This window comes from Kitasatospora sp. NPDC036993 (genome assembly GCF_055607525.1).
In genome coordinates this window covers 1-23,043 of the sequence record NZ_JBVJRP010000015.1, presented here as the reverse complement: position 1 = coordinate 23,043, position 23,043 = coordinate 1, and the positions used below count along the sequence as shown (strand labels likewise).

General features: G+C 71.1%; 23 protein-coding genes, 1 tRNA gene and 1 pseudogene. 18 read left to right on the top strand and 7 right to left on the bottom strand.

The genetic code is table 11. The annotated features are described in order from the left end of the window. Positions 1 to 106: 106 nt before the first annotated feature. Positions 107 to 901 carry a spermidine synthase gene (locus ACZ7C5_RS28040; protein WP_470323743.1) on the top strand — a complete coding sequence of 265 codons (795 nt, stop codon included), beginning with the start codon at positions 107 to 109 and terminating at the stop codon, positions 899 to 901. Here the strand turns inward: ACZ7C5_RS28040 and ACZ7C5_RS28035 are convergent. The 5 genes from ACZ7C5_RS28035 to ACZ7C5_RS28015 form a co-directional block, all read right to left on the bottom strand. Beyond that, positions 888 to 1,577: a class I SAM-dependent DNA methyltransferase gene (locus ACZ7C5_RS28035; RefSeq protein WP_401090309.1), complete on the bottom strand. Its 690-nt coding sequence runs from the start codon at positions 1,575 to 1,577 to the stop codon at positions 888 to 890. The two genes, ACZ7C5_RS28040 and ACZ7C5_RS28035, sit on opposite strands and share 14 nt — an antisense overlap. Positions 1,578 to 1,652: 75 nt before the next feature. Then, entirely contained in the window at positions 1,653 to 2,162 is a 510-nt protein-coding gene (locus ACZ7C5_RS28030) for a hypothetical protein (RefSeq protein WP_470323684.1), read from the bottom strand. Positions 2,163 to 2,355: 193 nt separating this feature from the next. Continuing rightward, positions 2,356 to 3,204, bottom strand: coding sequence for a helix-turn-helix domain-containing protein (locus ACZ7C5_RS28025; RefSeq protein ID WP_470323683.1), 849 nt, complete (start codon positions 3,202 to 3,204; stop codon positions 2,356 to 2,358). Between the two features lie 39 nt (positions 3,205 to 3,243). Then, entirely contained in the window at positions 3,244 to 3,762 is a 519-nt protein-coding gene (locus ACZ7C5_RS28020) for a DUF6879 family protein (RefSeq protein WP_401090315.1), read from the bottom strand. Continuing rightward, a complete protein-coding gene (locus ACZ7C5_RS28015) occupies positions 3,737 to 3,976 on the bottom strand; it encodes a hypothetical protein (protein WP_401090317.1) in 240 nt (79 codons plus the stop codon). The genes ACZ7C5_RS28020 and ACZ7C5_RS28015 overlap by 26 nt, the downstream gene beginning before the upstream one ends. A gap of 399 nt (positions 3,977 to 4,375) precedes the next feature. Here ACZ7C5_RS28015 and ACZ7C5_RS28010 point away from each other — a divergent pair, with 399 nt between their 5' ends. The 4 genes from ACZ7C5_RS28010 (at position 4,376) to ACZ7C5_RS27995 (ending at position 7,798) form a co-directional block, all read left to right on the top strand. Continuing rightward, positions 4,376 to 5,191 (top strand): class I SAM-dependent methyltransferase, encoded by an 816-nt coding sequence (locus ACZ7C5_RS28010; protein WP_401090319.1) that lies wholly within the window; start codon positions 4,376 to 4,378, stop codon positions 5,189 to 5,191. Between the two features lie 201 nt (positions 5,192 to 5,392). Next, a complete protein-coding gene (locus ACZ7C5_RS28005) occupies positions 5,393 to 6,058 on the top strand; it encodes a DedA family protein (RefSeq protein WP_401090321.1) in 666 nt (221 codons plus the stop codon). A 111-nt stretch (positions 6,059 to 6,169) separates the two neighbouring features. Then, entirely contained in the window at positions 6,170 to 6,841 is a 672-nt protein-coding gene (locus tag ACZ7C5_RS28000) for an O-methyltransferase (protein ID WP_401090323.1), read from the top strand. Between the two features lie 57 nt (positions 6,842 to 6,898). After that, on the top strand, positions 6,899 to 7,798 hold the full coding sequence (locus ACZ7C5_RS27995; RefSeq protein WP_401090325.1) for a Gfo/Idh/MocA family protein: 900 nt from the start codon (positions 6,899 to 6,901) through the stop codon (positions 7,796 to 7,798). A 91-nt stretch (positions 7,799 to 7,889) separates the two neighbouring features. Here the strand turns inward: ACZ7C5_RS27995 and ACZ7C5_RS27990 are convergent, their stop codons facing one another. Further along, the gene (locus tag ACZ7C5_RS27990) at positions 7,890 to 8,996 is read right to left on the bottom strand and encodes a hypothetical protein (protein WP_401090327.1); all 1,107 of its coding nucleotides are present in this window, start codon (positions 8,994 to 8,996) and stop codon (positions 7,890 to 7,892) included. Between the two features lie 229 nt (positions 8,997 to 9,225). On the opposite strand from ACZ7C5_RS27990, the gene ACZ7C5_RS27985 reads away from it, so the two are divergent. The 4 genes from ACZ7C5_RS27985 to ACZ7C5_RS27970 all read left to right on the top strand — a co-directional run bounded on the left by ACZ7C5_RS27985 (position 9,226) and on the right by ACZ7C5_RS27970 (position 14,839). Beyond that, positions 9,226 to 11,280, top strand: coding sequence for a transglycosylase domain-containing protein (locus ACZ7C5_RS27985; protein WP_401090329.1), 2,055 nt, complete (start codon positions 9,226 to 9,228; stop codon positions 11,278 to 11,280). A 519-nt stretch (positions 11,281 to 11,799) separates the two neighbouring features. Beyond that, positions 11,800 to 12,306 (top strand): hypothetical protein, encoded by a 507-nt coding sequence (locus ACZ7C5_RS27980; RefSeq protein WP_401090331.1) that lies wholly within the window; start codon positions 11,800 to 11,802, stop codon positions 12,304 to 12,306. 193 nt (positions 12,307 to 12,499) lie between these two features. Then, a tRNA-Gln gene (locus ACZ7C5_RS27975) sits at positions 12,500 to 12,571 on the top strand. A 3-nt stretch (positions 12,572 to 12,574) separates the two neighbouring features. After that, the gene (locus tag ACZ7C5_RS27970; protein WP_470323682.1) at positions 12,575 to 14,839 is read left to right on the top strand and encodes a hypothetical protein; all 2,265 of its coding nucleotides are present in this window, start codon (positions 12,575 to 12,577) and stop codon (positions 14,837 to 14,839) included. Between the two features lie 414 nt (positions 14,840 to 15,253). Here the strand turns inward: ACZ7C5_RS27970 and ACZ7C5_RS27965 are convergent. After that, a pseudogene (locus ACZ7C5_RS27965) lies at positions 15,254 to 15,442 on the bottom strand (hypothetical protein); the annotation flags it as partial. A gap of 286 nt (positions 15,443 to 15,728) precedes the next feature. Between ACZ7C5_RS27965 and ACZ7C5_RS27960 the strand changes: the two are divergent. The 9 genes from ACZ7C5_RS27960 to ACZ7C5_RS27920 all read left to right on the top strand — a co-directional run. Further along, on the top strand, positions 15,729 to 16,508 hold the full coding sequence (locus ACZ7C5_RS27960; RefSeq protein WP_470323681.1) for an SDR family oxidoreductase: 780 nt from the start codon (positions 15,729 to 15,731) through the stop codon (positions 16,506 to 16,508). Beyond that, positions 16,505 to 16,768, top strand: coding sequence for a hypothetical protein (locus tag ACZ7C5_RS27955; RefSeq protein WP_470323680.1), 264 nt, complete (start codon positions 16,505 to 16,507; stop codon positions 16,766 to 16,768). The genes ACZ7C5_RS27960 and ACZ7C5_RS27955 overlap by 4 nt, the downstream gene beginning before the upstream one ends. 416 nt (positions 16,769 to 17,184) lie before the next feature. Then, entirely contained in the window at positions 17,185 to 17,904 is a 720-nt protein-coding gene (locus tag ACZ7C5_RS27950; protein WP_401090358.1) for an ABC transporter substrate-binding protein, read from the top strand. Between the two features lie 2 nt (positions 17,905 to 17,906). Next, a complete protein-coding gene (locus tag ACZ7C5_RS27945; protein WP_401090335.1) occupies positions 17,907 to 19,013 on the top strand; it encodes an amino acid ABC transporter permease in 1,107 nt (368 codons plus the stop codon). Between the two features lie 3 nt (positions 19,014 to 19,016). Next, complete coding sequence (locus tag ACZ7C5_RS27940) at positions 19,017 to 19,766, top strand: amino acid ABC transporter ATP-binding protein (protein ID WP_401090337.1); 750 nt, start codon at positions 19,017 to 19,019, stop codon at positions 19,764 to 19,766. A gap of 26 nt (positions 19,767 to 19,792) precedes the next feature. Then, the gene (locus ACZ7C5_RS27935; protein ID WP_401090339.1) at positions 19,793 to 20,584 is read left to right on the top strand and encodes an acetoacetate decarboxylase family protein; all 792 of its coding nucleotides are present in this window, start codon (positions 19,793 to 19,795) and stop codon (positions 20,582 to 20,584) included. Between the two features lie 72 nt (positions 20,585 to 20,656). Beyond that, positions 20,657 to 21,343 (top strand): GntR family transcriptional regulator, encoded by a 687-nt coding sequence (locus ACZ7C5_RS27930; protein ID WP_401090341.1) that lies wholly within the window; start codon positions 20,657 to 20,659, stop codon positions 21,341 to 21,343. 10 nt (positions 21,344 to 21,353) lie between these two features. Further along, entirely contained in the window at positions 21,354 to 22,145 is a 792-nt protein-coding gene (locus ACZ7C5_RS27925) for an SDR family NAD(P)-dependent oxidoreductase (RefSeq protein WP_401090343.1), read from the top strand. Positions 22,146 to 22,233: 88 nt separating this feature from the next. Beyond that, on the top strand, positions 22,234 to 23,043 hold an 810-nt coding region (locus ACZ7C5_RS27920), incomplete at its 3' end, for an aldehyde dehydrogenase family protein (RefSeq protein WP_470323679.1).

The following is a 23,043-nucleotide window of genomic DNA, read 5'->3' as shown; positions in this document are numbered from 1 at the left end:
CTCGGACAGGCACGAGGGGCACGACGCGGACGACTCGCCCGGCCATGAGGGGCACGACGAGCCGGTGCCGGTCGGCCGGCAGACCGACCTCGGCTTCGCCAAGCTCATGCCCGACCTCGACCGGGACGGTGGCTGGCTGCTCACCCTGGACGGCACCCCGCAGTCCTACGTGGACCTCGCCGACCCCACCCACCTGGAGTTCGAGTACACCCGGCGCCTCGGCCACCTCGCCGACGCCCTCGCCCCCGCCGGTCAGCCGCTGGACGTGCTGCACCTCGGCGGCGGCGCGCTCACCCTGCCCCGCTACCTGGTCGCCACCCGCCCCGGCTCCCGGCAGCGGGTCGCGGAGGTGGACGGACCACTGCTCGACCTGGTCGCCGGGCACCTGCCCTGGCAGGGCCCCGGCGCCGACATCACCGCGACCGTCGGCGACGCCAGGGCGGCCCTCGCCGACGCTCCGGCCGGCTCGCAGGACCTGGTGATCGCCGACGTCTTCCACGGCTCGCGCACCCCCGCCCACCTCACCTCGGCCGAGTTCCTGCGGCTGGCGGCGGCCGCGCTGCGCCCCGGCGGCTGCTACGCGGCGAACCTGGCGGACGGCCCGCCGCTGGCCTTCGCCAAGGCCCAGGCGGCGACGGTGCGGGCGGTTTTCCCGTACGTCTGCCTGGTGGCGGAGGCCCCGGTGCTGCGCGGCCGCCGGTACGGCAACATCCTGCTGGCCGGATCGACGGCGCCGCTGCCGGTGGCCGAGCTGACCCGGCTGCTCGCGGGCGACATCTTCCCGGCCCGCCTCACCGAGGGCGACGACCTGGCCGCCCTGGTCGGCCGCACCGCCCCGGTCACGGACGCCGACGCCACCGACTCCCCGCCCCCGCCGGACGGCGCCTTCAGCATCGGCTGAGCCCTCCCGAGGGGCCCGGCGTCCCGGCCGAGACGATCAGCGTTCCGATGTGCCCGTCGGTCGGGGCGTCGAGCACGCGGGCCTCCGCCGAATCGAACCCGCTCCGCAGCAGCAGACCGGCCCACCTGCGCGGCGTGTAGGAGTAGCGGTACGTGTAGAGAGCCCTCCCGGCGAAGCCACCCTTGTACATGCCCTGCGGGCCGTAGGCACCCGGGATGGCGGGCGGCTGGGAGAAGACCAGGACGCCACCGGGATTGAGCCGGGCGGCGATCAGGGGGAGCAGCCTCAGCGGGTCCGTGAACCAGACCGCTCCGAACACCGAGTACACCGCGTCCCACGTTTCGTCGGTGCTGCCGAGGTAGTTCAGCACCTCGGCACAGTGGACCCGCACCCCGGCAGGTCCCCAACGCTCGGCGGCCCTCGCGACCATGACCGGCGAGAGATCCACACCCGTCACCTTCACACCCTGCTCCGCCAGCGCGGCCAGCGCACGCCCGGTGCCGCAGCCGAGCTCCAGGGCACTGGCCGGTGACCCGAGCAGTTCCGGGCCGGGCCCGTGGCCGGCGTACTGGGTCCAGCGGAGATCGGGCCCGGCGTCGAACACGTCGTCCTTGATCCCGGATGCGTACGTGTCCCAGAGCTCGCGCTCGGATTCGATGTCATGCTGTGCGGGCAACGGACTTCCCTTGAAGAGGAGTTGGCGGGTCGGTGCCGCTGCCCCGGGGAGGGGCGGCGGCACCCTGGCGCCCGATCAGTGGCTGTCGGGCACCTTGTCGTCGCACGGGGAACAGTTCGCCCCGTCGATCGCCCACAGCTCCTCGTCAGCGTCGAAGCCGTTGCCGCGCAGGAACTCGGCGGTACGGATCACGATGCCGTCGCCGCGTCGCTGGATCAGCGGGGCGTGGTGCTTGTACTGCCCGGCGTTGTACGCCGCGCAGATGGCGAAGTACACGGGCGTGTCCAACAGGAGCTGGTGCACTCCCGTGTCCACGACCTTGCCGACGCCCAGGTGCACCTCCGGGTGTTCCATGGCGGTGATCGTGTACGCGATGGCGTTGTCCAGGATCCGCTCAGCCATGTTGCGAACCATGGTGTTGTCGCGGAGCAACAGCGCGATCTCCCGGTCGTACAGGTCTCCGGTGTTGCCGGGCCCCTCGAACACGTTGTACGTCAGCTCCTTGACGTACGGCCGGACCGCGTTGAGGAGCGCGCGGGGGTCGCGGAACTTGGTCTCCGTGGGCGTTTCGAGCGCAACGGCCATGGTTCGTACCTCTCTCTTCGGTGGCGCACTGCCTTGCAGGAGCCTGCCCCTGGCGGGGCTGGAGCTCGGAGGCCTGCGCTACTCGCGGCACGCTCATCGCCGTCTCCCTCCGCTCGGTTCGGGCGGCTACGGATCAGACGTTAGAGAGCCGAGTGAGCCACCCTCCAGAAGCTTGCGACTTATTGCGAGCGGATCACCGGAGAGCGTTGATCGCCGATGTGATCAACGCGCGGGCATTCACCCCGTACACGGCCATGGCTGACAGCTCATTGAAGGCTCGGGCGTACATGGAGACCTCGTTCGGTTGCGTCAATCTCAGGTAGCCGGAGACGAGTTCGACTGAGGTCTGGACATCGTCAAACATGTAGAAGTCCTCAGCCGGCGACCGGTTGCGGTCCGTCGTCAGGGGGATCACGCCGAGGCTGACGGTCGCCAGCTTGCTCATCGTGATCAGGTGTCCGAGCTGGCCGGTCATGGTGTCCGAGTCGCACACGGCACTCCGCAGGACGCCTTCTTCGACAATCAGTGCGAAAGTCCGTCCGCCCGAGAACAGCATCCGCTGGCGCTCCATGCGGGCGTCCACTGCCGCCGCTACGTCATCCAGCGTGACGCGGGACCGCTGCACGGCGTCGAGGACCGCCGTCGTGTAGGCACGGGTTTGGACCATGCCCGGCACAACTCGGCTGGCGTAGACACGAAACGATCGCGTGCGTTGGTAGAGACCGAATACCGAATCCTGGGCCTGACGGAGCCCGGAACGCTCCATTCGCCGCCACTCGACGTACATGGAATCGGCGGCCCGGGACGCCGCGATGAGTTCATCCGTCTGGTCGTCAGCATCGCAGGCATGACACCAGGCCCGAATGTCGGCCTCGGACGGCGCAGCCTTCCCGTCCTGAAGACGAGAGGTCTTGGACGGATTCCAGCGGCACAGTTCCGAAAGCCCCTTGCCCGTGAGGCCGGCGTCCTTTCGGAGATCTCGGAGACGTGAGGCCACGGCCTTGCGGGCGGCGACAACGCTTGACGACGGCGTGTATGACATGGGTGATGGATCCGCTGTTCAGTGCCTTCTCGCCGTTGGTCAGACGCTGTACTCGTCGTGTGGGACGGCCCGGTCCCACACCGCGTCGAACGACTCGGCGCAGAGCCGGGCCGCCGCTGGGTCCTCGGTCAGTTCGCCACCCAGGGAGTCCCCGTCGCCGGAGAAGTGGCCCCAGCGGACCAGCCTGCCGTCGAACAACCAGAAGTCGTTGCCGGGCAGCGCGAGAGTCGATGCATCGCGCCTCGGCAGCCAGCGGACCTGTTCACCTGCCGCAACGTTCGGGAACGTCACGTCGTACTCGTACCGGATGTACTCGCTCACCGGCTCGGAGACGATCCGAGCGCGCCGGATCCGGACGCCTCGGCCGGTCGCCTCGGCGATCACGTCCAGCCACGGCCGCCACCAGGATGCCCGGTCGTCGGGGTCGAGCCGATGCCCGGCCCGCCAGGCATGGAGGGCCGGATCTTCCTGCATGTAGCCGTCCCGCATCTCCAGGTGGACGGCAGATTGCCGAGTACGCCTCAGCAACTCGTCAATCCGTGTTCCGTTCTGCGACATCGCAAGCCTCCCTGATCGCCTGCGCAAGACGCGCGGGCACTCGGAACACACCTTCGTGGTCCGGGATGTTGCCGACCTTCCGGCATTCGGCCATGGTGGTGGCGTCGGCCTTCCAACCCTGGAACACCAGGTCGTTGTTCTCCTCGTCCACCCACACCGTCGGCGAGTCGCCGTCCGGCGAGTTCGGGTCCTTTGCGATGAACCGTAGCGACATGCCGGCCCACTCTCTGCACGGGTCGCGAGATTTGCAGGGGTGTCCATGGTGAACCGAGAACCTGGCGCCTGTCAGGAGAATCTGACTTTGATGACACATCAGGCCGCTTGCGTCGCCTCCCGCGTGACTCGTTCGACGAGGGGGTGGGCCGTCAGCGGGGGCTTGGACTCGGCGGCTGTCGTCCTGGTGTTCCGGATTTCGGCCATGGCCGTCATTCTGCCGGATTCCGATCCGTGGGTTCGTCGGTGCCGGGCGCGGGCCGCGCGGCTCCCGGAGCTGCCGCCGCCGTACGTGTCGGTCGGCGCGTCGGCGGAACGGGAGGTGCGGACGGGGTGTCAGAATCGGCGGGTTCATGCCCATGACGGGAACGCGACGGGAACACCTCCGGAGGAGTGAGCGATGAGTGGCGGCGGGGAGCGGCCGGAGCTGGGGCCGGTGCCGGAGACGGCGCTGTGGACGCTGTGGCACCGGGCGGTGGAGGCACGGCGGCCCGACAGCGTGCTGCCGGATCCGAAGGCGGTCGAGCTGGTGGGCCGGATCGACTACCCGTTCGCGGCGCGGTTCGGGGAGAGCGCGCTGGTGAGCCAGCTCCAGGCGCTGCGGGCGGGCTGCTTCGACCGTGAGGTGGCCGACTTCCTGGCCCGCCACCCGCGCGGCACCGTGGTCGGGCTCGGGGACGGCCTGGAGACGCAGGCCTGGCGGGTCGACAACGGCCGGGCGAACTGGCTGTCGGTGGACCTGCCGGAGACCGCCGCGCTGCGCGAGCGGCTGCTGCCGCCGGACGAGCGGCACCGGATCGTCGCCCGCTCGGCCACCGACCCGGGCTGGATGGACGAGGTGGATCCGGCGAACGGGGTGCTGATCGCCGCCGAAGGGCTGCTGATGTACCTGCGGCCGCAGGAGGTCCGCGACCTGATCGCGGCCTGCGCCGAGCGCTTCCCCGGCGGGGCCCTGGTGCTGGACGCGGTGCCGCGCTGGTTCAGCCGGCGGGCCGTCGAGGGCAAGCTGCGGGACCGGTACTACCAGGCGCCGCCGATGCCGTTCGGCATGGACGCGGACGAGCGCGGCAAGCTGGCCGGCGCCCACCCCGCGGTCACCGACGTGCGCGAGGTGTACCCCCAGGGCGGGCGCCGGCCGCTGAGCGCCCTGCTGCCGTTCGCGCGCCGGATCAAGCAGCGCCCGTCGGTCATCGCACTGCGTTTTGCCGAATCTTGAGGAAACGCTGGTCCGACTGGAACCATGGCACCCGGCCGCACGTCGTAACCACGGGTGAGCGGCCAGGGGGACAGGCCGCCCGGCACGTTACCCTGCCCTGAGGGGGAGCGGCGTCGTTGCCGCCATCGGACGAACTGCCGGGACCGGCCGCGGCTCCAGGGGGAGCACGGCCGGTCCCGTCCTGCCACGGAGGGACTGGCCTTGCACATCGACGCCTGGATCGAGGGGATTCCGCCGACAGCGGTGTACGCCGTGGTCGGTCTGATCATCGGGCTGGAGTCGCTGGGCATTCCCCTGCCCGGCGAGATCGCCCTGGTCACGGCTTCCCTGATGGCCGTCAAGGGTGTGGTGAGCCCGTGGGGCGTCGCGATCGTCGCGATCCTCGGCGCGATCATCGGAGACTCGATCGGCTACTCGATCGGGCGCAAGGGTGGAAAGCCGCTCTTCGAGAAGCTGGGACGCAGGTTCCCCAAGCACTTCGGGCCGTCGCACCTGGCCACCGCCGAGCGCTCCTTCCAGAAGTGGGGCATGTGGGCGGTCTTCTTCGGCCGCTTCATCGCCCTGTTGCGCATCTTCGCCGGACCGCTCGCGGGCGCGCTGAAGATGCCGTACTGGAAGTTCCTGATCGCCAACGTGCTGGGCGGCATCGTCTGGGCCGGCGGTACGACGCTGCTCATCTACAAGGTCGGCAAGAAGATCGAGCCGTGGCTGTCCCGGTTCTCCTGGGCGGGCCTGGGCGCGGCCCTGGTGATCGGCCTGCTGTCGGCCTGGATCATGAAGCGCCGGGCCGCCAAGACGCACGCCAAGCTGGAGGCGGAGGAGGCGGCCAAGGCCGCTGCCGGCGCCAAGGAGCCGGTCACCGACTGACCGGTGGCCCCGAGGTCGTCCACAGTGACCCTCAGTGACCGTCGCGGTGCCCTCGGGCCCTCGGAGTAGCATCGGCCGGGTACCTGCCGATCTTGCACTCTGGAGGGCCCGATGGCTTCGCAGCCGACGTGGGATGCCGTGGACGCGTACTTCGCCGAGACGTTGGTCGGGCACGACCCGGTGCTGGCGGGCGCCCTGGCCGCCGCCGACGAAGCCGGGCTGCCCAAGATCGCGGTCGCACCCAACCAGGGCAAGCTGCTGCACCTGCTGGCGCTGATCCAGGGCGCCAGGCGCATCCTGGAGGTCGGCACGCTCGGCGGCTACAGCACCATCTGGCTGGGCCGGGCGCTGCCCGCCGACGGCACCCTGATCACCCTGGAGCTCGACCCCCGGCACGCCGAGGTCGCCCGGGGCAACCTGAAGGCCGCAGGGCTGGACGGCGTCGCCGAGGTGCGGCTGGGCCGGGCCGCCGACTCCCTGGCCGGGCTGGTGGAGCAGGGCGTGGAGCCCTTCGACCTGGTCTTCATCGACGCGGACAAGCCGAGCAACCCGGAGTACTTCCGCCGGGCGCTCCAGCTGACCGCGCCCGGCTCGCTGATCGTCGTCGACAACGTGGTGCGCGGCGGCGCGGTCGCCGACGCGGACAGCGACGACCCGGCGGTGATCGGCACCCGGGCGGTGCACGAGCTGATCGCGGCCGAGCCGCGCGTCACTGCCACCTCGGTGCAGACGGTCGGCAGCAAGGGCTACGACGGTTTCACCCTGGTCCGCGTCCAGAGCTGAACCCGGCAACCTGATCAACCCCTCTCACCCCGCTCACCGGAGAACGGAGACATCGTCGTGCGGATCGGACTGCTGGGCACCGGCCCCTGGGCGGAGCGGGTGCACGCGCCCGTCCTGGCCGAGCACCCCGGGCTGGAGTTCACCGGCGTCTGGGGCCGTCGGCCGGAGGCGGCCGAGGCACTGGGCGCGGCCCACGGCGTGCCCGGGTACGCCGACCTCGACCGGCTGCTGGCCGAGGTGGACGCCGTCTCCATCGCGCTGCCCCCGACCGTGCAGGCGGGCCTCGCGGTCCGGGCCGCCGAGGCCGGCTGCCACCTGCTGCTGGACAAGCCGGTCGCACTGACCGTGCCGGACGCGAGGGCGGTGGCCGAGGCGGTGCGCAAGCACGCGGTCGCCTCGGTGGTCTTCTTCACCGTGCGCTTCGGCGGCGACCAGATCCCGTGGATCGAGCGGCAGGCGGAACTCGGCGGCTGGTTCACCGGCCGCTCGGACTGGCTCGGCTCGGTGTTCGCACCCGGCAGCACCAGCCCGTACGCGGCCTCGCCGTGGCGGGTGGAGAAGGGCGCGCTGTGGGACGTCGGCCCGCACGCCCTGTCCGTCCTGCTGCCGGTGCTGGGCGACGCCGCGCACGTGACGGCGGCGCTCGGCCCGCTGGACACCGTGCACCTGGTGGTGCGGCACGCCGGCGGTGCCTCCAGCACCCTCGCGCTCAGCCTCACCGCCCCGCTCGCGGCGGGCGGGACGGGCATGGAGCTGCGCGGCGAGCACGGCGTGGTGCACCTGCCCGAGCGGGGCGAGGGCCCGGTCGCGGCGCTGCACCGGGCGCTGGACGCCCTGCGGGCCTCGGCCGCCTCCGGCGAGCCGCACCCCTGCGGGGCCGACTTCGGCCTGCGGGTGGTGGAGATCCTCTCCGCCGCCGAGCGGTCACTGGCCACCGGTGCGACGGTGGCCGTCTGAGCAGGTCCGTCCGAGCGGACGACGCGCGCGTGACGCGGCTGGGCCCGGTGCGGAGGAGCATCCGGCACCGGGCCCAGCCGCGTCATCCGCCTCAGTCCGGCAGCGGCGGACGGTCCGAGGACGGGCGGCGGTCGGTGGGGCGGGCCGGCGGGACGACCGGGGAGCGGAAGTCGCGCGGGCCGGTCCACAGGGCGGGGACGGCGTCGCCGCGCCGGGCCATCTCGTACGCCAGCGCCTCGTAGTTGACCCGCCAGCCGCGGAAGTGCGCCCAGGCGTCCTCGACCGGGCGCTCGTGCGGGAAACCGGCCGCGGTGATCATCGCGACGGCGCCCAGGTACTCGGCGTAGGTCAGCCGGATCGGGACGTCCGGGTCGGGGTCCGGGTCGAAGTCGAACCGCAGGGCGCGGGCGATGTCGCGCAGCGCGGTGAAGCCGGCCCGGAGCACCAGCCGGGCCTCGGGCGGGGCCGAGCGGGGGCAGAGCGCCAGGTGGAGGGCGGCGGCGTCCATCACGGCGATCAGCCCGACCACCCAGCTGCGGTTGGGCTGGGGGGAGCGGAAGGAGAGCAGCACCGGGTAGTTGGAGTGGCTCTCGCCGATGTCGGCGGCCAGCCGCTCCCAGTCCCGGTAGAGCTGGGGGAGCGCGGTCTCGGTGTCCACCAGGGACTGGCGGGCGAGCAGCTCGGGGCCCCACGCGGGTTCGCCGGCCCGGGACTGGAGCAGCGTCACCTCGGTCTCGCGGCGCTGGTAGGCGGCGTAGAGGGTCGGCAGGTAGGAGATCTGGAGGGCGACCACCAGCGGGCCGCTGGCCGCGGCCAGGAAGTCGATCGCGGAGAGCTGGAGCCGCTCGCCGCTGGCGAAGCCGAGGGTGAACAGGCTGGACCCGGCCTCGCGCACGGACACCGACCAGCTCAGCTCGGAGGTGCCGTGCAGCAGCAGGGTGTAGGCGGTCAGCATGCCGCTGAGCCACACCCCGAGCATGCCCAGCAGCACCAGCGGTGCCAGCCAGGTGAGTGCCCGGTCCTGTGCGTGGTAGCCCCCGACCGGCATGGCGAACAGCCGCAGCAGCCGGCGCAGTCCCCGCCAGAGCCGCATCACCAGCGCCGAGTAGAGCCCGCGCGGAACGACCAGCGTGCGCAGGATGCTGCCGACGATCAGCAGGAGCAGCAGTGCGCCGAGCGCGGTCTGGATCATCCTCATGGCGACATTCTGGCGGTCGGCCGTGCCCGTCGTCGGCTGTGCCGGTCGTCGGCTGTGCCTGTCGTCGGTTGTGTCCGTCGTCCGCCGTACCCGTCCGGACCTGGGCGGTCGGCCTCGATGGCACATGGATATGACCATGATCACACCGGTTCGAGGCCTACGTACTGACGTTCTCATGGCGTCTACGTGGACGGAGGGTCAGTCCCACGAGCGAATCGGAGACCGGACTGTGCGTGCTCAGCAAGACGGCGGGGCCGAGGAGGAGAAGCCCACGCGCCGGGGGTGGCGATCGTTAGGGCGTCCGCTCGGGTGGCGGATCCGGTGGCGGCGCCCGTCGCTGCGGATCGACTACCCGCGCGGCGAACGGCGCGGGCTGCGCCGCTGGCTCCCGTCCTGGCGCCAGCTGCTGCTGGTGGGTGGTGTCGCGATGTCGGTGCTCACGGGCTGGCTGGTCTGGTTCTTCGTGAACACCCCGGTCCCGGAGGACCTGAACTCCTTCGCCACCCAGCAGAACAACGTCTACTACTGGGCGGACGGCACCGAGATGGCGCGGATCGGCCCGACCAACCGTCAGGAGGTGCCGCTCGGCCAGGTTCCGGAGCCGGTGCAGTGGGCGGTGCTGGCGGCCGAGAACGCGACCTTCTACACCGACCCGGGCATCTCCGTGACCGGGATCGGCCGCGCCGTCGTTCAGATGGTGACGGGTGGTGACACCCAGGGCGGTTCGACCATCACCCAGCAGTACGTCAAGAACATCTACCTGAACCAGCGTCAGGACATGTCCCGCAAGCTCAGCGAGATCGTCATCGCGATCAAGCTGGACGACCGGATGAGCAAGCAGGACATCCTGGCCGGCTACCTGAACACCAGCTGGTTCGGGCGCGGCAGTTACGGCATCGAGCGCGCCGCCGCGGCGTACTACGGCAAGGACGTCTCCCAGCTCGACCCGAGTGAAGGCGCCTTCCTGGCCGCCGTGTTGAAGGGCGCCGGACAGTACGACCCGGCGATCAGCGCGGAGAACCGCAAGCGCGCCGAGGAGCGGTGGTCCTGGACCCTGGACCGGATGGTGGAGGTCGGCAAGCTCTCCGCCGCCGAGCGCGCCCGGTACACGGTGTTCCCCGAGCCGAGGGCGCAGCCGAAGTCGGCGGGCCTGAGCGGCCAGATCGGGTACCTGGTGGACACGGCCCGCTCGTACGTGGAGACCCACAGCGGCATCACCCCGGCCCAGTTCGACCTGGGCGGCCACCAGATCCGCACCACCTTCGAGAAGCCGAAGGTCGACGCCCTGGCCGCGGCCGTGAAGGAGGGCACCGCGGGGATCGACCCGGAGGGCCGCGAGGCCGACAAGTTCCTGAAGGTCGGTGCCGCCTCGGTCACCCCCGACGGCCGGATCGTCGCGCTCTACGGCGGTGTCGACTACCTGAAACAGGGCTTCAACACCGCCAACACCACCACGGTGCCGATCGGTTCGGCCTTCACCCCGCTGGTGTACGCCGCCGGGCTCGGTCAGGGCGTGCAACGGGAACGGGGCGGCAAGCGCACCCCGGTGACGCCCACCACGACGTACAACGGCGACAACGGCGTGAACGTGATGACGCCGGAAGGGCCGTACTGGGGGCGGGACGGGAAAATCGTCAAGACCGCCAACGACGGCAAGCGCAACTGGGGCCCGGTCACCCTGCGCGGCGCGGTGGAGCAGTCCGTCAACGGGCCGCTGATGCAGCTCGGCATGGACGTCGGCCTGGACCAGGTGCAGAAGACCGCCACGGACCTCGGCCTGCTCCCGGGCAGCGTGGGCGAACTGGTCCCGGCCCTCGGGGTCGGCAACTCCACCCCCAGCGCGATCCGCGCCGCCGACGCGTACGCCGCCTTCGCGGCGGGCGGCAGCCACACCGACCCGTACTCGGTGCTCGGGATCTCCCGCAACGGCGTGCCGCTCCCGCTGCAACTGCCCGCCTCCGCCCAGGTGCTGACGGCCGCGGTGGCGGGAGAGGTGGACGCGGCGCTCAAGGGTTCGGTGCGCGACGGCGCCGCCAGGCCGGTGGCGGAGGCCGGCCAGGGCCTGGCCGCCAAGCCGGGGAGCACCCCGGACCGTACGGCGGGGTGGATGGTCGGCTACAACGGGCAGCTGGCGACGGCGGTCACCGTGTTCCGGGCGGACCTGAAGGACATGAAGCTGCTGTCACTGGAGGGTCTGGGCGGAGCCGCGCCGGACACTCCCGACTCGGCGGTGCCGACCCGGATCTGGACCTCCTACATGAAGTCGGCGGCCGGCGGCCGGTAGCACCTGGCCCCGCGCTCGCCGGTGCCGTTCTTCCGGTGCCGTTCTCGCCGGTGCCGTTCTCGACGGGACCGGCGAGCGGTCCGGCCCGGTGGTCGGAATCGCTTCTCCGGCGAGCCGGTCATCCCAGGTCAAGGAGTATTCCGCGGGTCGGCGCCGGGCCCGGGCGGTATTGCCGAAGCACTGCGTCTAGACAGGTTGTGCCCGTGGAAATACAGTGAGTTTCGGGCCTGCTGCAGCAGGAAAGAAACGAGGGGGCGGGGCGGGGAAACACGAATGGCGGCCGCAATGCCGTCCTGTCGTGCATGGTGGTGGGGGGCGGGGTTTCTTCTCACGGGAATCGGCTCGCAGAGTCGGCGTGCCCGCACGTCTCGTCCCGGAAACCCCTTGCCATTTCGACGGCGTACATGCCGAACCCGACGCATCCCTCAGGCCCGGTGTTCATCCAGCGCCGCAAAGGCTGTCGGCGGCGGCGCTGCTTCGGTTCGTCCGTGAAACGCCCAGACGAAAGGAGAGGCCATCATGCCCCTGTCGGCGGCTGACCTCGCAAAGCTCGGAGACGCACCGATCACGATCCAGTCGACGTTCTTCCCGAACATCTACCTGCGCATGGACGGCACCGGGGTGACCAGCTTCACCGGCCCCGGCGGCGGCAAGGTCAACTGTCAGTACGGCAGCGGTCCCTGGACGGCGTACAAGGTCCGGCCGCAGGCCGACGGCTCGTACGCCTTCGAGTCGGCGGCCTTCCCGAACGTGTTCCTGCGGTTGGACGGCACCGGGGTCCCCGCCAACATGGCCGGGGGAGGGGTCGTCAACTGCCAGTACGGTGCCTTTCCCTACGAGAAGTTCAACCTCCGCACCCAGGCCGACGGTTCCTTCTCCTTCGAGTCGGGTGCCTTTCCGGGCATTTTCCTGCGCCTGGTGACCGACAACGGGGTGACCACCGCCACCGGCCCCGGGGGGACGGTGAACGGCCAGGTCAACGCGAACGGCGGCGGGCACGAGAAGTTCTACCTCGAAAAGGCCTGATATCCGGGCCGCCCGGGGGAAATCGCCCCCCCGGGCCCTCGCGGTAGGCCGGCGGTGATCTGCCCGTGCCCGGGCTGATTCCGGTGAATGGGCCCGGGCGCCGTTCCTGCGGCATTTCCCGGGGCGCCCCGGCAGTCCCGTCCGGCGGAATCGCGTTGTGCGGCCGCGCGCCGACCGTCTACTCTCACGTCAACGACGTGTAGCTCAGCAGCAGAGCACCGGGCTCTGACCCCGGAGGGCGCAGGGGCGGAACCTGCCACGTCGGCTTATGGACGACGACGCTGACCAGCAGCACCCCACCGGAGCCGGGGCACCCGGGACGGTCCCGGCCCACCCGCGGCACCAGCTGGCCCGGGCGCTCCTCACCTCACTGACCCACGCCGACGTCGACACCCGGCGCCGCGCCGAGGCCCGCGCCGACCGCTGGCGCGCCGTGCTCGCAGGGGCCGCCGACGGGCGGCTCACCGTCGGCTCGCGCACCCCCGTGGCCGGGCTGCCCGCCTGGGTGACACCCGAGGTCGTCCGGGGCGGGTTCGCCACCTCCGCCGCGAGCGCCGAAGGGCCGCTCCAGCCGTACGAGCGCGAGGCCGCGGCCCTCGCCGGGGTGCCGGCCGAACGCGCGGCGCTCTTCGCCCACTGCCTCACCGAACCCGGCCTGGCCCGGCTGAACGACCTCCTCGACACCGGCTGCTACGAGGTGACCGTGCCCGAGGAGGCGGCACTGCTGACGGTCTCCTGGCTGCTCCGGGCCGGGGACACGGCCGCCGCGCTCGACCTCCTCGACACCCTCGAACCCTTCGCCGCCCGGCTCCGCTTCACACCCCGGCCCGCCGCCCTGCCCCCGCCGGACCCGGAGGCCGTGCACCGGCGCACCGTCGGCGACGCCGTCACCACCCTCGTCAGCCGACGGCCGAACACCGCCGTCGAGACACAGCGCGAAGCGCTCGCCGTCTGGCAGCCGTTCGCCGACCGGCTGCTCACCCACTGGCTGGAGGCGGCCGACGACACCGGACGGTTGCCGGAACGCCTGCCCGGCGGAAGCTGGCGGAAGCGCGGCGCGCTGCTCCTGCACCAGTACGAGGAACTGGCCGCGGCCCACACGCGCTGCACCAGGCACCGCAGCCCGAAGGAGAACCTCGGCATCCTGCGCGGCGCCCTCGCGGAAGCCGTCGCCGGCCGGGCGCTGGACGCACGCCGCCGGGGACTGCTGCGGCACGCGGTGGACTCCATGCTGCGCCGCCGCGGCCGCCCCGGCTCGGCCGCGCACAGCGACCTGCGCGCCCGTCACGCCGTCCAGACGGCCCTGCCCTCCCACCACGACCTCGCCCAACTCGTGCTGCGCCGACTCGCGACGCAACCCCAGGAGGTGGGCGCGGCCGAGGTCGGGCCGCTGGTCGCCGACGTCACGGTCGAGGAGGCCGAGGAGACCGGACTGCCCGTGGGCGCGGTCGTGCCCGCGGCGGTCCGCCACGTCGTGGAGGCGACCCTGAGCGCCCCGATCGGCACGCTCGTCGAGCGCGGCGTCGTGCCCTCGGCGGAAGTGCTGGCCGAACTGGTGCCCCAACTCGTCGCCGCCACCAGTGCCGAGGCCCATCCGGACGCGGCGCTGCGCACCCTCGCCGCCGCCAACTACCGGGCGTTCCGCAACCGCCGCTCGCTGCTCCTGCTGAACCTCGCCTCGCAGGTGCGGGTCGACGAACTGCCCTGGGTACGGGCGGTCGCCGCCCACCGCGCCGACGAGGACGGCCGCGGGCCCGCGCGCGCCGCACTGCGCCGGCTCGGCGAACTGGCCGTCCAGGCGTTCCCCGGCACGCTCCTGCCCAACTCGCTGGTACGCGAACTCGCCGTCCTCGCCCGCCAGTCCGGGACCGACGCGCCGCTGGTGGAGGAACTGGCGGCGGACATCTTCATGGGCGCTTTCAGCCCGAAGTTCGTCGCCGCGGCGGGCGTGGCGGCGGACCTGCTGGAGGGCACGCTGTACGAGCGGTACTACGGCATCGACTACGCGGCGCTGCGGGAGTCGGGGGAGGCGGGGCCGGGCCGGTTCGCCGAACTGTGCGCCCGGCGCGCCGGGACGGGCCCGGAGTGGTCGGTCACCGCCAACGGGATGGTCATCGAGCAGGCCCAGATCCTCACCACCCACAACCTGGCCACCCTGGTCGCCCGGGTCGGCATCAGCCCGAGCCCCGGCTGGGAGGACCTCGCCCGGCGCAGCTTCGCCACGGTCTGCCGCAAGACGGCCCGCATCCAGGGCAACCCGCGCCCCCGGCCGGTGATCAAGGACGCCGCGTACGCGTGGCGGCACCTGGTGTTCCAACTCTCGCTGTGCGCCGTCGAGTCACAGGAACGGACCATCGCCGGACTGTACGAGGAACTGGCCCGCCACCCCGCCCACGTCGCCGCCCGCCTCGCCCGAGCCCTGACCGGCCTCGGCCAGGCGGCCGCCGGCGGCTCGGCGAGCGAGGGCAAGGGCCGGCTCCTCCTCGGCTGGACCACGGGCCGGCACTGGATGTGTTCCGACCCGTGGACCTGACACGCCGCCACGGCGGCGGCTGACCCCCGCGGGTGCGGGGAGGCCCTGGTGGTGAAGCCGCCCTTGGCGAAGGGAATCGGCTGACCCCCACCGACGCGGGGAAGCCACCTTCAACGGTCACGACCTGGAACTGCACGGCTGACCCCGGCGGATGCCGGGAGGACACACGGGCAGAGCTGCCCGCTACCGCCGTCACCGGCTGACCCCCGCGAGTGCGGGGAAGGCGCGCGGTGCTTGGTGTAGCGGCGGTGCGCGTTCGGCTGACCCCCAGGGGCGCTGGGGAGGCATCAGGGCGTCGAGTAGGCCGAGGTACTGCTCCGGCTGACCCCCGCGAGTGCGGGGAGGACTGACGGACGTCGTCAGCCTCAACGATGGGCCACGGCTGACCCCCGCGAACGCGGGGAGGACTACCTGCCTTGCCGCACCCTCGGGCCACAGAACCCGGACAGGAACGCCGGACCGTCGCGCGTACTCCACAACGTCCGCTGTCCCACCATACCCGCGGGCGGGCCGGCCGTCCCAGACGGCGAGGACAACGTCCGCCAAGCCCACCGCGATCCCGCTGCCCGCCATGTGCGCGGCCCCGGTCGACGCGTCGAGGCCAGCGTTGCTTCGCGTGGCCGCTGGCCAGGGCTTCGGCACCGGCCGACACCGCCCAGTCCGAGAGGCCGAGGCGTGCCCCGCACGCTACGCGGCAGGCGGCGACCCGGCGGTGGAGGCGCTGTGTGCCCCGCGCCCGGAGCGGCGGCGGCCCCGGTGGCCGCGCTGCCGGGTGGTATCGGTCTTCCCGTACCGGGCATGCATGAGGGGTTGTCCGGCATCGGGTCGTGACAACCCGGGCCCGGATTCGGCCGGGGCCGGTACGGGGCGGTACGAGGGAGCGGCGGCCATGGGCGGACCGGACGGCAGGACGGCACTGGTGACGGGCGGGTCGCGCGGGATCGGGCGGGCGGTCGCGCTGCGGCTCGCCGCCGACGGGGCGCTGGTCGCGGTGCACTACGGCGGCGACGAGGAGGCCGCCGCGCAGACCGTGGAGCTGATCGCCGGGTCCGGCGGCCGGGCGTTCGCGGTGCGGGCCCGGTTCGGTGCGAGCGGCGCGCTGGACCGGCTGTTCGAGGGCCTCACGGCCGGACTGGCGAAGCATGGCGAGGACGGCCTGGACGTCCTGGTCAACAACGCGGGCATCCACCTGGCCGGTTCGATCGGGCAGATCACCGAGGAGGAGTTCGACCGGGTGATGGCGGTCAACGTGCGCACGCCGGTCTTCGTGATCCAGCGGGCCCTGCCGCTGCTGCGGGACGGCGGGCGGATCGTGAACGTGGCCTCGGCGGCCGCCCGGGTCGCCTCGCCCCTCCAGATCGGCTACACCCTCAGCAAGACGGCGCTGGCGGCCCTCGCCGCACCGCTCGCCAACGAGTTCGGCCGGCGCGGGATCACCGTGAACACCGTCAACCCCGGCGTGATCCTCACGGACATGACGTCCGCGTGGACGAGCGCCCCGGAGGCGATGGCGGGGCTGGAGTCGATCACCGCCCTGGGCCGGATCGGCCGGCCGGAGGACGTCGCGGACGTCGTGGGTTTCCTGGCGGGCCCGCAGGGCCGCTGGGTGACCGGCCAGACCATCGACGCCTCCGGAGGCACCTACCTCGGTCCGATCCCGCCGGCGTGACCGGACCGGCCTCCCTTCAGGGACGCCCTCCCGCCTCCGCGCCACGCCTTCGGACCTTCGGGACCGGCGGCTCGCGCAGCAGCAGTGGTGACCTCGCCATCGAGGCCGACGGCCTCCTGGTCGGCCAGGTCACCCCTGGTGACGTCGTCGAGGTGGGGATGCTGCCCGCCGCGGCCCGCATGCTACGTCTCGGCCGCACCACCTCCTACCAGCGCGCCCAGCGCGAACTGCGGCTGACCGGCTTGGCGGAATCCGTCTGAGCCCTGGCGCGGCGGCGCTTCGGACGCCCCGGCGTGCGGCCGCGGAGCATGCCGGCGGCCGGGCACGGGCCAGCCCCCGTCCGAGCGCCCGGCGCGATGAGAAACGGCTTTCGGAAGATTGTGTTCCGGTTCTGGTCAAGCGGGTGGGCGTTCGGTAGCCTCTAGCTCACATCACTGACATGCCAGTGGAATTCCAGCGATGTCGGGGGGCTCTGCGCCGGTTGCTCCGGTGCCGCCGAGACGGCCTATGAGACGAGGTTCCAGTGAAGAAATCGCTCTGGCGCGCAAGCGCCGCCGCGCTGGCCGCCGGGCTGTTCGCCCTTACCGGCTGCTCAAGCACGCAGGATTCGGGGAACGCCAAGGGGGGACACCCCTTCGGCGAGTGCGAGATCACCGACAATCCGACGGTGCACACGATGGACACCCGTGAGAGCGGCGCGCTGACGGTGGCTGCCTCGCTTCCCTACCCGGCCGGCTATCGCGGGAACACGCTCGAGTCCGTCAACGGTGGCTACATGTACTGCCTGGACGCGGAGATCGCCAACCGGGCAGGGCTCAAGAAGGTCAAACTGGTCAACGCCTCCTTCGAAGCGCTGGTGACCGCCAAGGCGTCCAACTTCGACTTCGCCCTCTGGGACATCTACGACACCCCCGAGCGGCGCCGGGCGGTGGACTTCTCCACCCCCTACAACACCTACGAGACGGGCGTCCTGGTCAAGAAGGGCTCCGGCCTGACCAGCTCCTCGGTCCAGGGCGCGACGGTCGGCGTGCTGGCCGGGTCGGTACAACTGGAGTACGTGAACAGCACCCTGAAGCCCAAGCAGGTACGGGTGTTCAACTCCAACGACGACCTCTTCAACGCGGTACTGGCGGGCCAGATCGACGCGGCGCTGAACGACACCGCCACCGTCATGCCGAGGGCCGCCAACTCGGACGGCAGGCTCGAAGTGATCGGCAGGTACCCGGTCGGCGGCAACGTGGCCGCGCTGTTCTCCAAGGGCTCGCCCAACGCGGAGGTGGTCAACCGGATCCTCGCCGACATGAAGAAGGACGGAACCCTGGACGCGATCATGAAGAAGTGGCTCAACCCGATCCTCGGCGGGGACCCCCGGCAGCTGCCCGACTGGAGCGTCTGACCATGACCACCAGAGCATCCGCTACGAGAGCGGGGGCTGCCGGAGCGGAGACAGCAGCCTCGGAGTCAGCTCCCGCCGCCCCGCTGGCCACCTCCGGGTACCTCGGCGCCGCGGCGGTCCTCGTCCTGCTGGCGACCGTACTGTGCTACCAGTTCGTGGGCACCGCGGTCACCCGCTCCCAGCTGCCGCACCTGCTGCTCGGGGCCGTCCTCCCGCTCCTGGTGTTGGGCGGGCCCTTCCTCCTCGCGTACAGCCGCAGCAAGAACTCGGAGCATGAGTGGCAGGAGGAAAGGTACGCCGAGGCGCGGGTCGCCGCCTCGCGGTCCAGGGACGCCTCGATCTCCTCGCTGGGTCTGACCGGATTCGTCGCCGTCGCCGCACTGGTGGGACTCATGGTCTTCACCAACGACGGCGCGGTACAGAAGACCTTCTTCAACATCTCCTTCATGACCAAAAGCCTCGGCGACGTCTTCCAGGCGCTGGTCATCAACATCGAGATCGCCGTCGGCGCCCAACTGCTGGCCATGCTGTTCGGACTGGTGCTGGCCGTCGGGCGGCTGCTCCCCGGCAAGGGCTTCTGGCCGGTCCGCGTGCTGTCCGTCGCCTACATCGACGTCTTCCGCGGCATCCCCTCGGTGGTGTTGATCTATCTGGTCTGCTTCGGCCTGCCGCTCACCGACGTGCCGGTGCTCAGCAAGGGTGACCCGATCGTCTACGCGATCGTGGCGCTGGCGTTGACGTACAGCGCCTACAACGCCGAGCTGTACCGGGCCGGCATCGAGTCCATCAACAAGGGCCAGACCTCGGCGGCGCTCTCCATGGGGCTCTCCCAGCCGGACGTCTACCGGTTCGTGATCCTGCCGCAGATGGCCAGGAACATCGCCGCGCCGATGCTGAGCCAGTTCATCGGGCTGCAGAAGGACACCGCACTGGTGATCGTCGTCGGAATCATCGACGCCTTCAGCCAAGCCAAGATCTACTCGGCGAACGACTTCAACCTCTCCGCCGTGACTGCGGTGTGCTTCGTCTTCGTCCTCATCACCATCCCGCAGACCCGCTTCGTCGACTACCTGCTGGTCCGCTCCGGCACAAAGCTGAAGAGAGTCTGAACCATGACGGACCCCTTTGTCCTGCTCGACCGGGTCACCAAGCGGTATGGCGACCACACCGTCCTCAACGAGGTGGACCTCGCCGTCGCCAGACACGACGTGGTCACCCTCATCGGGGCCTCGGGCTCCGGCAAGTCCACCCTGCTGCGCTGTGTCAACGGACTCGAAGCCATCCAGGGCGGCCGCATCTCGCTCGCCGGAGACGTCATCTCGGGCGAGGGCGTGGACCTGGTCAGGCTGCGCCGCCGGGTGGGCATCGTCTTTCAGAGCTACAACCTCTTCCCGCACATGACGGTGCTGCGCAACTGCACCCTCACCCCCGTCCGGGCGGGCATCGCCTCCAAGGAACGGGCGGAGGCCGACGCCCGGGTGATGCTGGAACGGGTCGGGCTGCGAGAGAAGGCCGACGCCTACTCCGACCAGCTCTCGGGCGGCCAGCAGCAGCGGGTGGCCATCGCCCGCGCCATGCTGATGCGCCCCGAGGTGCTGCTGCTGGACGAGATCACCTCCGCGCTCGACCCGGAGCTGGTGATCGAGGTGCTGAACCTGGTCCGCGAACTGGCCGGTGACGGCATCACCATGATGATGACCACCCACGAGATGTCCTTCGCCCGGGAGATCTCCTCCAAGATCTGCTTTCTCCACCAGGGATCGATCCTGGAGGAGGGACCCCCGGAGCAGATCTTCGACCACCCCCGTACCCCGGAGTTGAAGACGTTCCTCCGCCGGATCCACGAAGCCGGCCGGGACTGACCGCATTCCGCCTATTGGAGTTGACGATGAAGCAGAACTACGACGTCCGGGACTTCTTCACCTACCTCGGATATCCCAGCGGCGACCAGCCCTACCGGTCGGAGAACCTGCGCAGCCTCTCGGTGTACTGCAAGGGCGACGCCGACAATCTGCGGGAACTGCTGGAGCCCACTCCCTTCGAGCTCGCCGACGACCGGTTCGTGGTGCAGATCGCGGACTTCGCCAACGCGACTCCGGGTGCCTTCTACGACTCCGGTGTCGTCATTCCGGTGCGCTACCGGGACCACGTCGGTGTGAACTACTACTTCGAGTACGAGGACCAGCCCTGGAGCGTGGCCTTCGGCCGGGAGGTGTGGGGGTACCCCAAGCACTTCGGGGAGATCCAACTCACCGACTCCGCAAGCCGGGTGGCCGGGACGGTGCGGCGCGCGGGCGAGCTGATCCTCGACATCTCGATGGCGCCCGATGAGGGGTACTCCAACGAGGCGTGGGCCGATATGTCGATGTTCCCGCACCTCCAGGTGCACGCCCTTCCGGAGGCCAACGGCCCGGGTTTCAAGACCTTCGAGATCATCTCCCGCGACACCTCCAAGGACTTCGTCCTTCAGCGGAAGTGCTGGGGCCCTGCCGAGATCGAGCTGGGGAGCGCGCTCAGCGTCAACGGCGTCCGACTCAAGGTGGTCGACGTGCTCGGCGGCGAGTACTCCGTCGGCGACTACGCCTGCACTGTGGAGAACGGGATCTCGACGGTGATCGACGACCTGTTGGCGGATCGTCCGGAAGAGCAGCCACAGCGGGCGCGCGCCGTCGGCGAATAGCCTTTCCGAGTCATCCATCGGTGGCGCCACCGGGCAGGCCGGCGGCGCCACCCACAGAGAGAGTTGAACACAGTGCGTCCTGCGTACGCCCCTGGCAAGCACGCGGCCAAGGCCGAGATCGGAGCGAACCTGCTCAGCGCGTCGGCCCACGCGGCCCTGCGCTCGCGGCTGGTGAGATGCGAGATCATGCCCGGCGAGCGGCTCAGCGAAGCGGAGCTGTGCAGCAGCCTCGGATTCGGGGCCTCGCCGGTGCGGGAGGCGATCCGGAGGCTGGAGTTCGAGCAGCTCGTCGTGATCTTTCCGCGCAGCGGAACGTTCGCCACCGACATCGCGCTGAAGGACTCCCGCTCCGTCATGGAGCTGAGACTCCAGCTCGAAGGCCTGGCCGCCACCCTGGCCTGCGCCCGCGGCTCCAAGGCGGAGAAGGACGAACTGCTCGCTCTCGCCGAACAGCAGTTCGGCACCACGGAACTCCAGGAGTGCATCGATCTGGACGCGGCGTTCCACCGCAGCCTCTACCGGATGACCCGCAACGACTACCTGATCACCACCGCCGAGATCCACTTCAACCTCGCACTGCGCCAGTGGTACTTCTGCTCGAAGGCGGTGCAGACCCCCGACTGGACCGGTGTCGACCACCGTCCGCTCGCCGAGGCCATCGCCCAGGGCGACGCCACCACCGCCGACGCCCACATCCGCGAGCACGTGCTGCACGACTCCCAGCAGATCGTCACCATCCTCACCGACTACGGACTCTAGGAAGGACCCCATGCGGGGCAGCGAAGCGACTCTGCACTCCCTCTTCTCCCTCACCGGCGAGACGGTCCTGGTCACCGGCGCCTCCGGCGGCCTGGGCCTGGCACAGTGCCTGGCACTGGGCCGGTCCGGGGCCCGGGTGATCGCCTCGGACGTCAGCCCGGAGGCCTCCGCGACCGCCTGCGACCGCCTGCGCGAGCAGGGCGTGGACTGCGCCCCGCTGGAACTGGACGTCACCTCCAGGGCGAGCATCGATGCCGCCTTCGACACGCTGGAGGCCAACGGCGACAGCCCGGACGTCCTCGTCAACAATGCCGGCGTGTCACTGCGCAACTCAGCGCTGGAGGCCACCCCGGAGGAGTTCGACCTCACCCTCTCGGTCAACCTCCGCGGCACCTACTTCACCGCGCAGCGCGCCGCCCGGACGATGAGCCGACGCGGCGGCGGACGCATCATCAACCTCTCCTCCATCGGTGGCCTGGTCGTGGACGGTACGCGCTCCTCGGTGTACGACGCCTCCAAGGCCGCCGTCGTGCAGGTCACCAGGAACATGGCGTACGAGTGGGGGCCGCACGGCATCCGGGTCAACTCCATCGCCCCCGGCTACATGCGCACCGGCATGACCTCCGACCTGCTGCCCACCCCCGAGGTCGAGGACCAGATCGTCCGCGACCACATCCCGCTCGGCAGGGTCGGAGAGCCGGGCGACCTCGGTGGTGCGGTCGTCTTCCTGGCCTCCCACGCCTCCTCCTACGTCACCGGCCACACCCTGACGGTCGACGGTGGCTGGGTCGTGGCGCTGTAGTGCCAGCCCCCGCAATCCCACCCACCCCCCTTCCCTCCGCACAGACGGCCCGCGCGGCCGAAGAACCCCGAAGGAGAGCGTGCGCTCTATGGACGCTGTGACCCAGGTCCCCGCGCCGGTGAACGAGCCGGTCCACAGCTACGCCCCCGGGAGCCCGGAACGGGCTCGTCTGGAGGCCAAGCTGAAGGAGCTGGGCGGCCAGGAGCCGGTCCGGCTGACCATGACGATCAACGGTGAGCGCCGGATGGGCGGCGGCACCGAGATCCACGTCGTCCAGCCGCACAACCACGCGGCCAGGCTCGGCACCCTGCGCAACGCCACCCAGGCCGACGCGCAGGACGCCATCGACACCGCCCTGGCCGCGGCCCCGGCCTGGCAGGCGCTCTCCTTCGACTCCCGCGCCGCGATCTTCCTCAAGGCCGCCGACCTGCTGGCCGGCCCCTGGCGCGAGACCCTGGCCGCCGCCACCATGCTCGGCCAGTCCAAGACCGCCCAGCAGGCCGAGATCGACACCCCCTGCGAGCTGGTCGACTTCCTGCGCTTCAACGTGCACTTCGCCCGCCAGATCATGGCCGAGCAGCCGCTCTCCTCGGAAGGCGTGTGGAACCGCAGCGACCACCGCCCGCTGGAGGGCTTCGTCTACGCGATCACCCCGTTCAACTTCACAGCGATCGCCGGCAACCTGCCGACCGCGCCCGCGCTGATGGGCAACGTGGTGCTCTGGAAGCCGTCCCCGACCCAGCAGTTCTCCGCGCACCTGCTGATGCGGCTGCTGGAGGAGGCCGGCCTGCCCAAGGGCGTCGTCAACATGGTGACCGGCGACGGCCTGGCCGTCTCCGAGGTCGCGCTCAGGCACCCCGCGCTGGCCGGGATCCACTTCACCGGCTCCACCGCCACC

Coding starts and splice junctions, on each gene's coding strand:
- ACZ7C5_RS28040 (WP_470323743.1), top strand. CDS start 107: ATGCCCGACCTCGACCGGGACGGTGGCTGGCTGCTCACCCTGGACGGC.
- ACZ7C5_RS28030 (WP_470323684.1), bottom strand. CDS start 2,162: ATGGCCGTTGCGCTCGAAACGCCCACGGAGACCAAGTTCCGCGACCCC.
- ACZ7C5_RS28025 (WP_470323683.1), bottom strand. CDS start 3,204: ATGTCATACACGCCGTCGTCAAGCGTTGTCGCCGCCCGCAAGGCCGTG.
- ACZ7C5_RS28020 (WP_401090315.1), bottom strand. CDS start 3,762: ATGTCGCAGAACGGAACACGGATTGACGAGTTGCTGAGGCGTACTCGG.
- ACZ7C5_RS28015 (WP_401090317.1), bottom strand. CDS start 3,976: ATGTCGCTACGGTTCATCGCAAAGGACCCGAACTCGCCGGACGGCGAC.
- ACZ7C5_RS28010 (WP_401090319.1), top strand. CDS start 4,376: ATGAGTGGCGGCGGGGAGCGGCCGGAGCTGGGGCCGGTGCCGGAGACG.
- ACZ7C5_RS28000 (WP_401090323.1), top strand. CDS start 6,170: ATGGCTTCGCAGCCGACGTGGGATGCCGTGGACGCGTACTTCGCCGAG.
- ACZ7C5_RS27990 (WP_401090327.1), bottom strand. CDS start 8,996: ATGAGGATGATCCAGACCGCGCTCGGCGCACTGCTGCTCCTGCTGATC.
- ACZ7C5_RS27980 (WP_401090331.1), top strand. CDS start 11,800: ATGCCCCTGTCGGCGGCTGACCTCGCAAAGCTCGGAGACGCACCGATC.
- ACZ7C5_RS27970 (WP_470323682.1), top strand. CDS start 12,575: ATGGACGACGACGCTGACCAGCAGCACCCCACCGGAGCCGGGGCACCC.
- ACZ7C5_RS27960 (WP_470323681.1), top strand. CDS start 15,729: ATGGGCGGACCGGACGGCAGGACGGCACTGGTGACGGGCGGGTCGCGC.
- ACZ7C5_RS27950 (WP_401090358.1), top strand. CDS start 17,185: ATGGACACCCGTGAGAGCGGCGCGCTGACGGTGGCTGCCTCGCTTCCC.
- ACZ7C5_RS27945 (WP_401090335.1), top strand. CDS start 17,907: ATGACCACCAGAGCATCCGCTACGAGAGCGGGGGCTGCCGGAGCGGAG.
- ACZ7C5_RS27940 (WP_401090337.1), top strand. CDS start 19,017: ATGACGGACCCCTTTGTCCTGCTCGACCGGGTCACCAAGCGGTATGGC.
- ACZ7C5_RS27935 (WP_401090339.1), top strand. CDS start 19,793: ATGAAGCAGAACTACGACGTCCGGGACTTCTTCACCTACCTCGGATAT.
- ACZ7C5_RS27925 (WP_401090343.1), top strand. CDS start 21,354: ATGCGGGGCAGCGAAGCGACTCTGCACTCCCTCTTCTCCCTCACCGGC.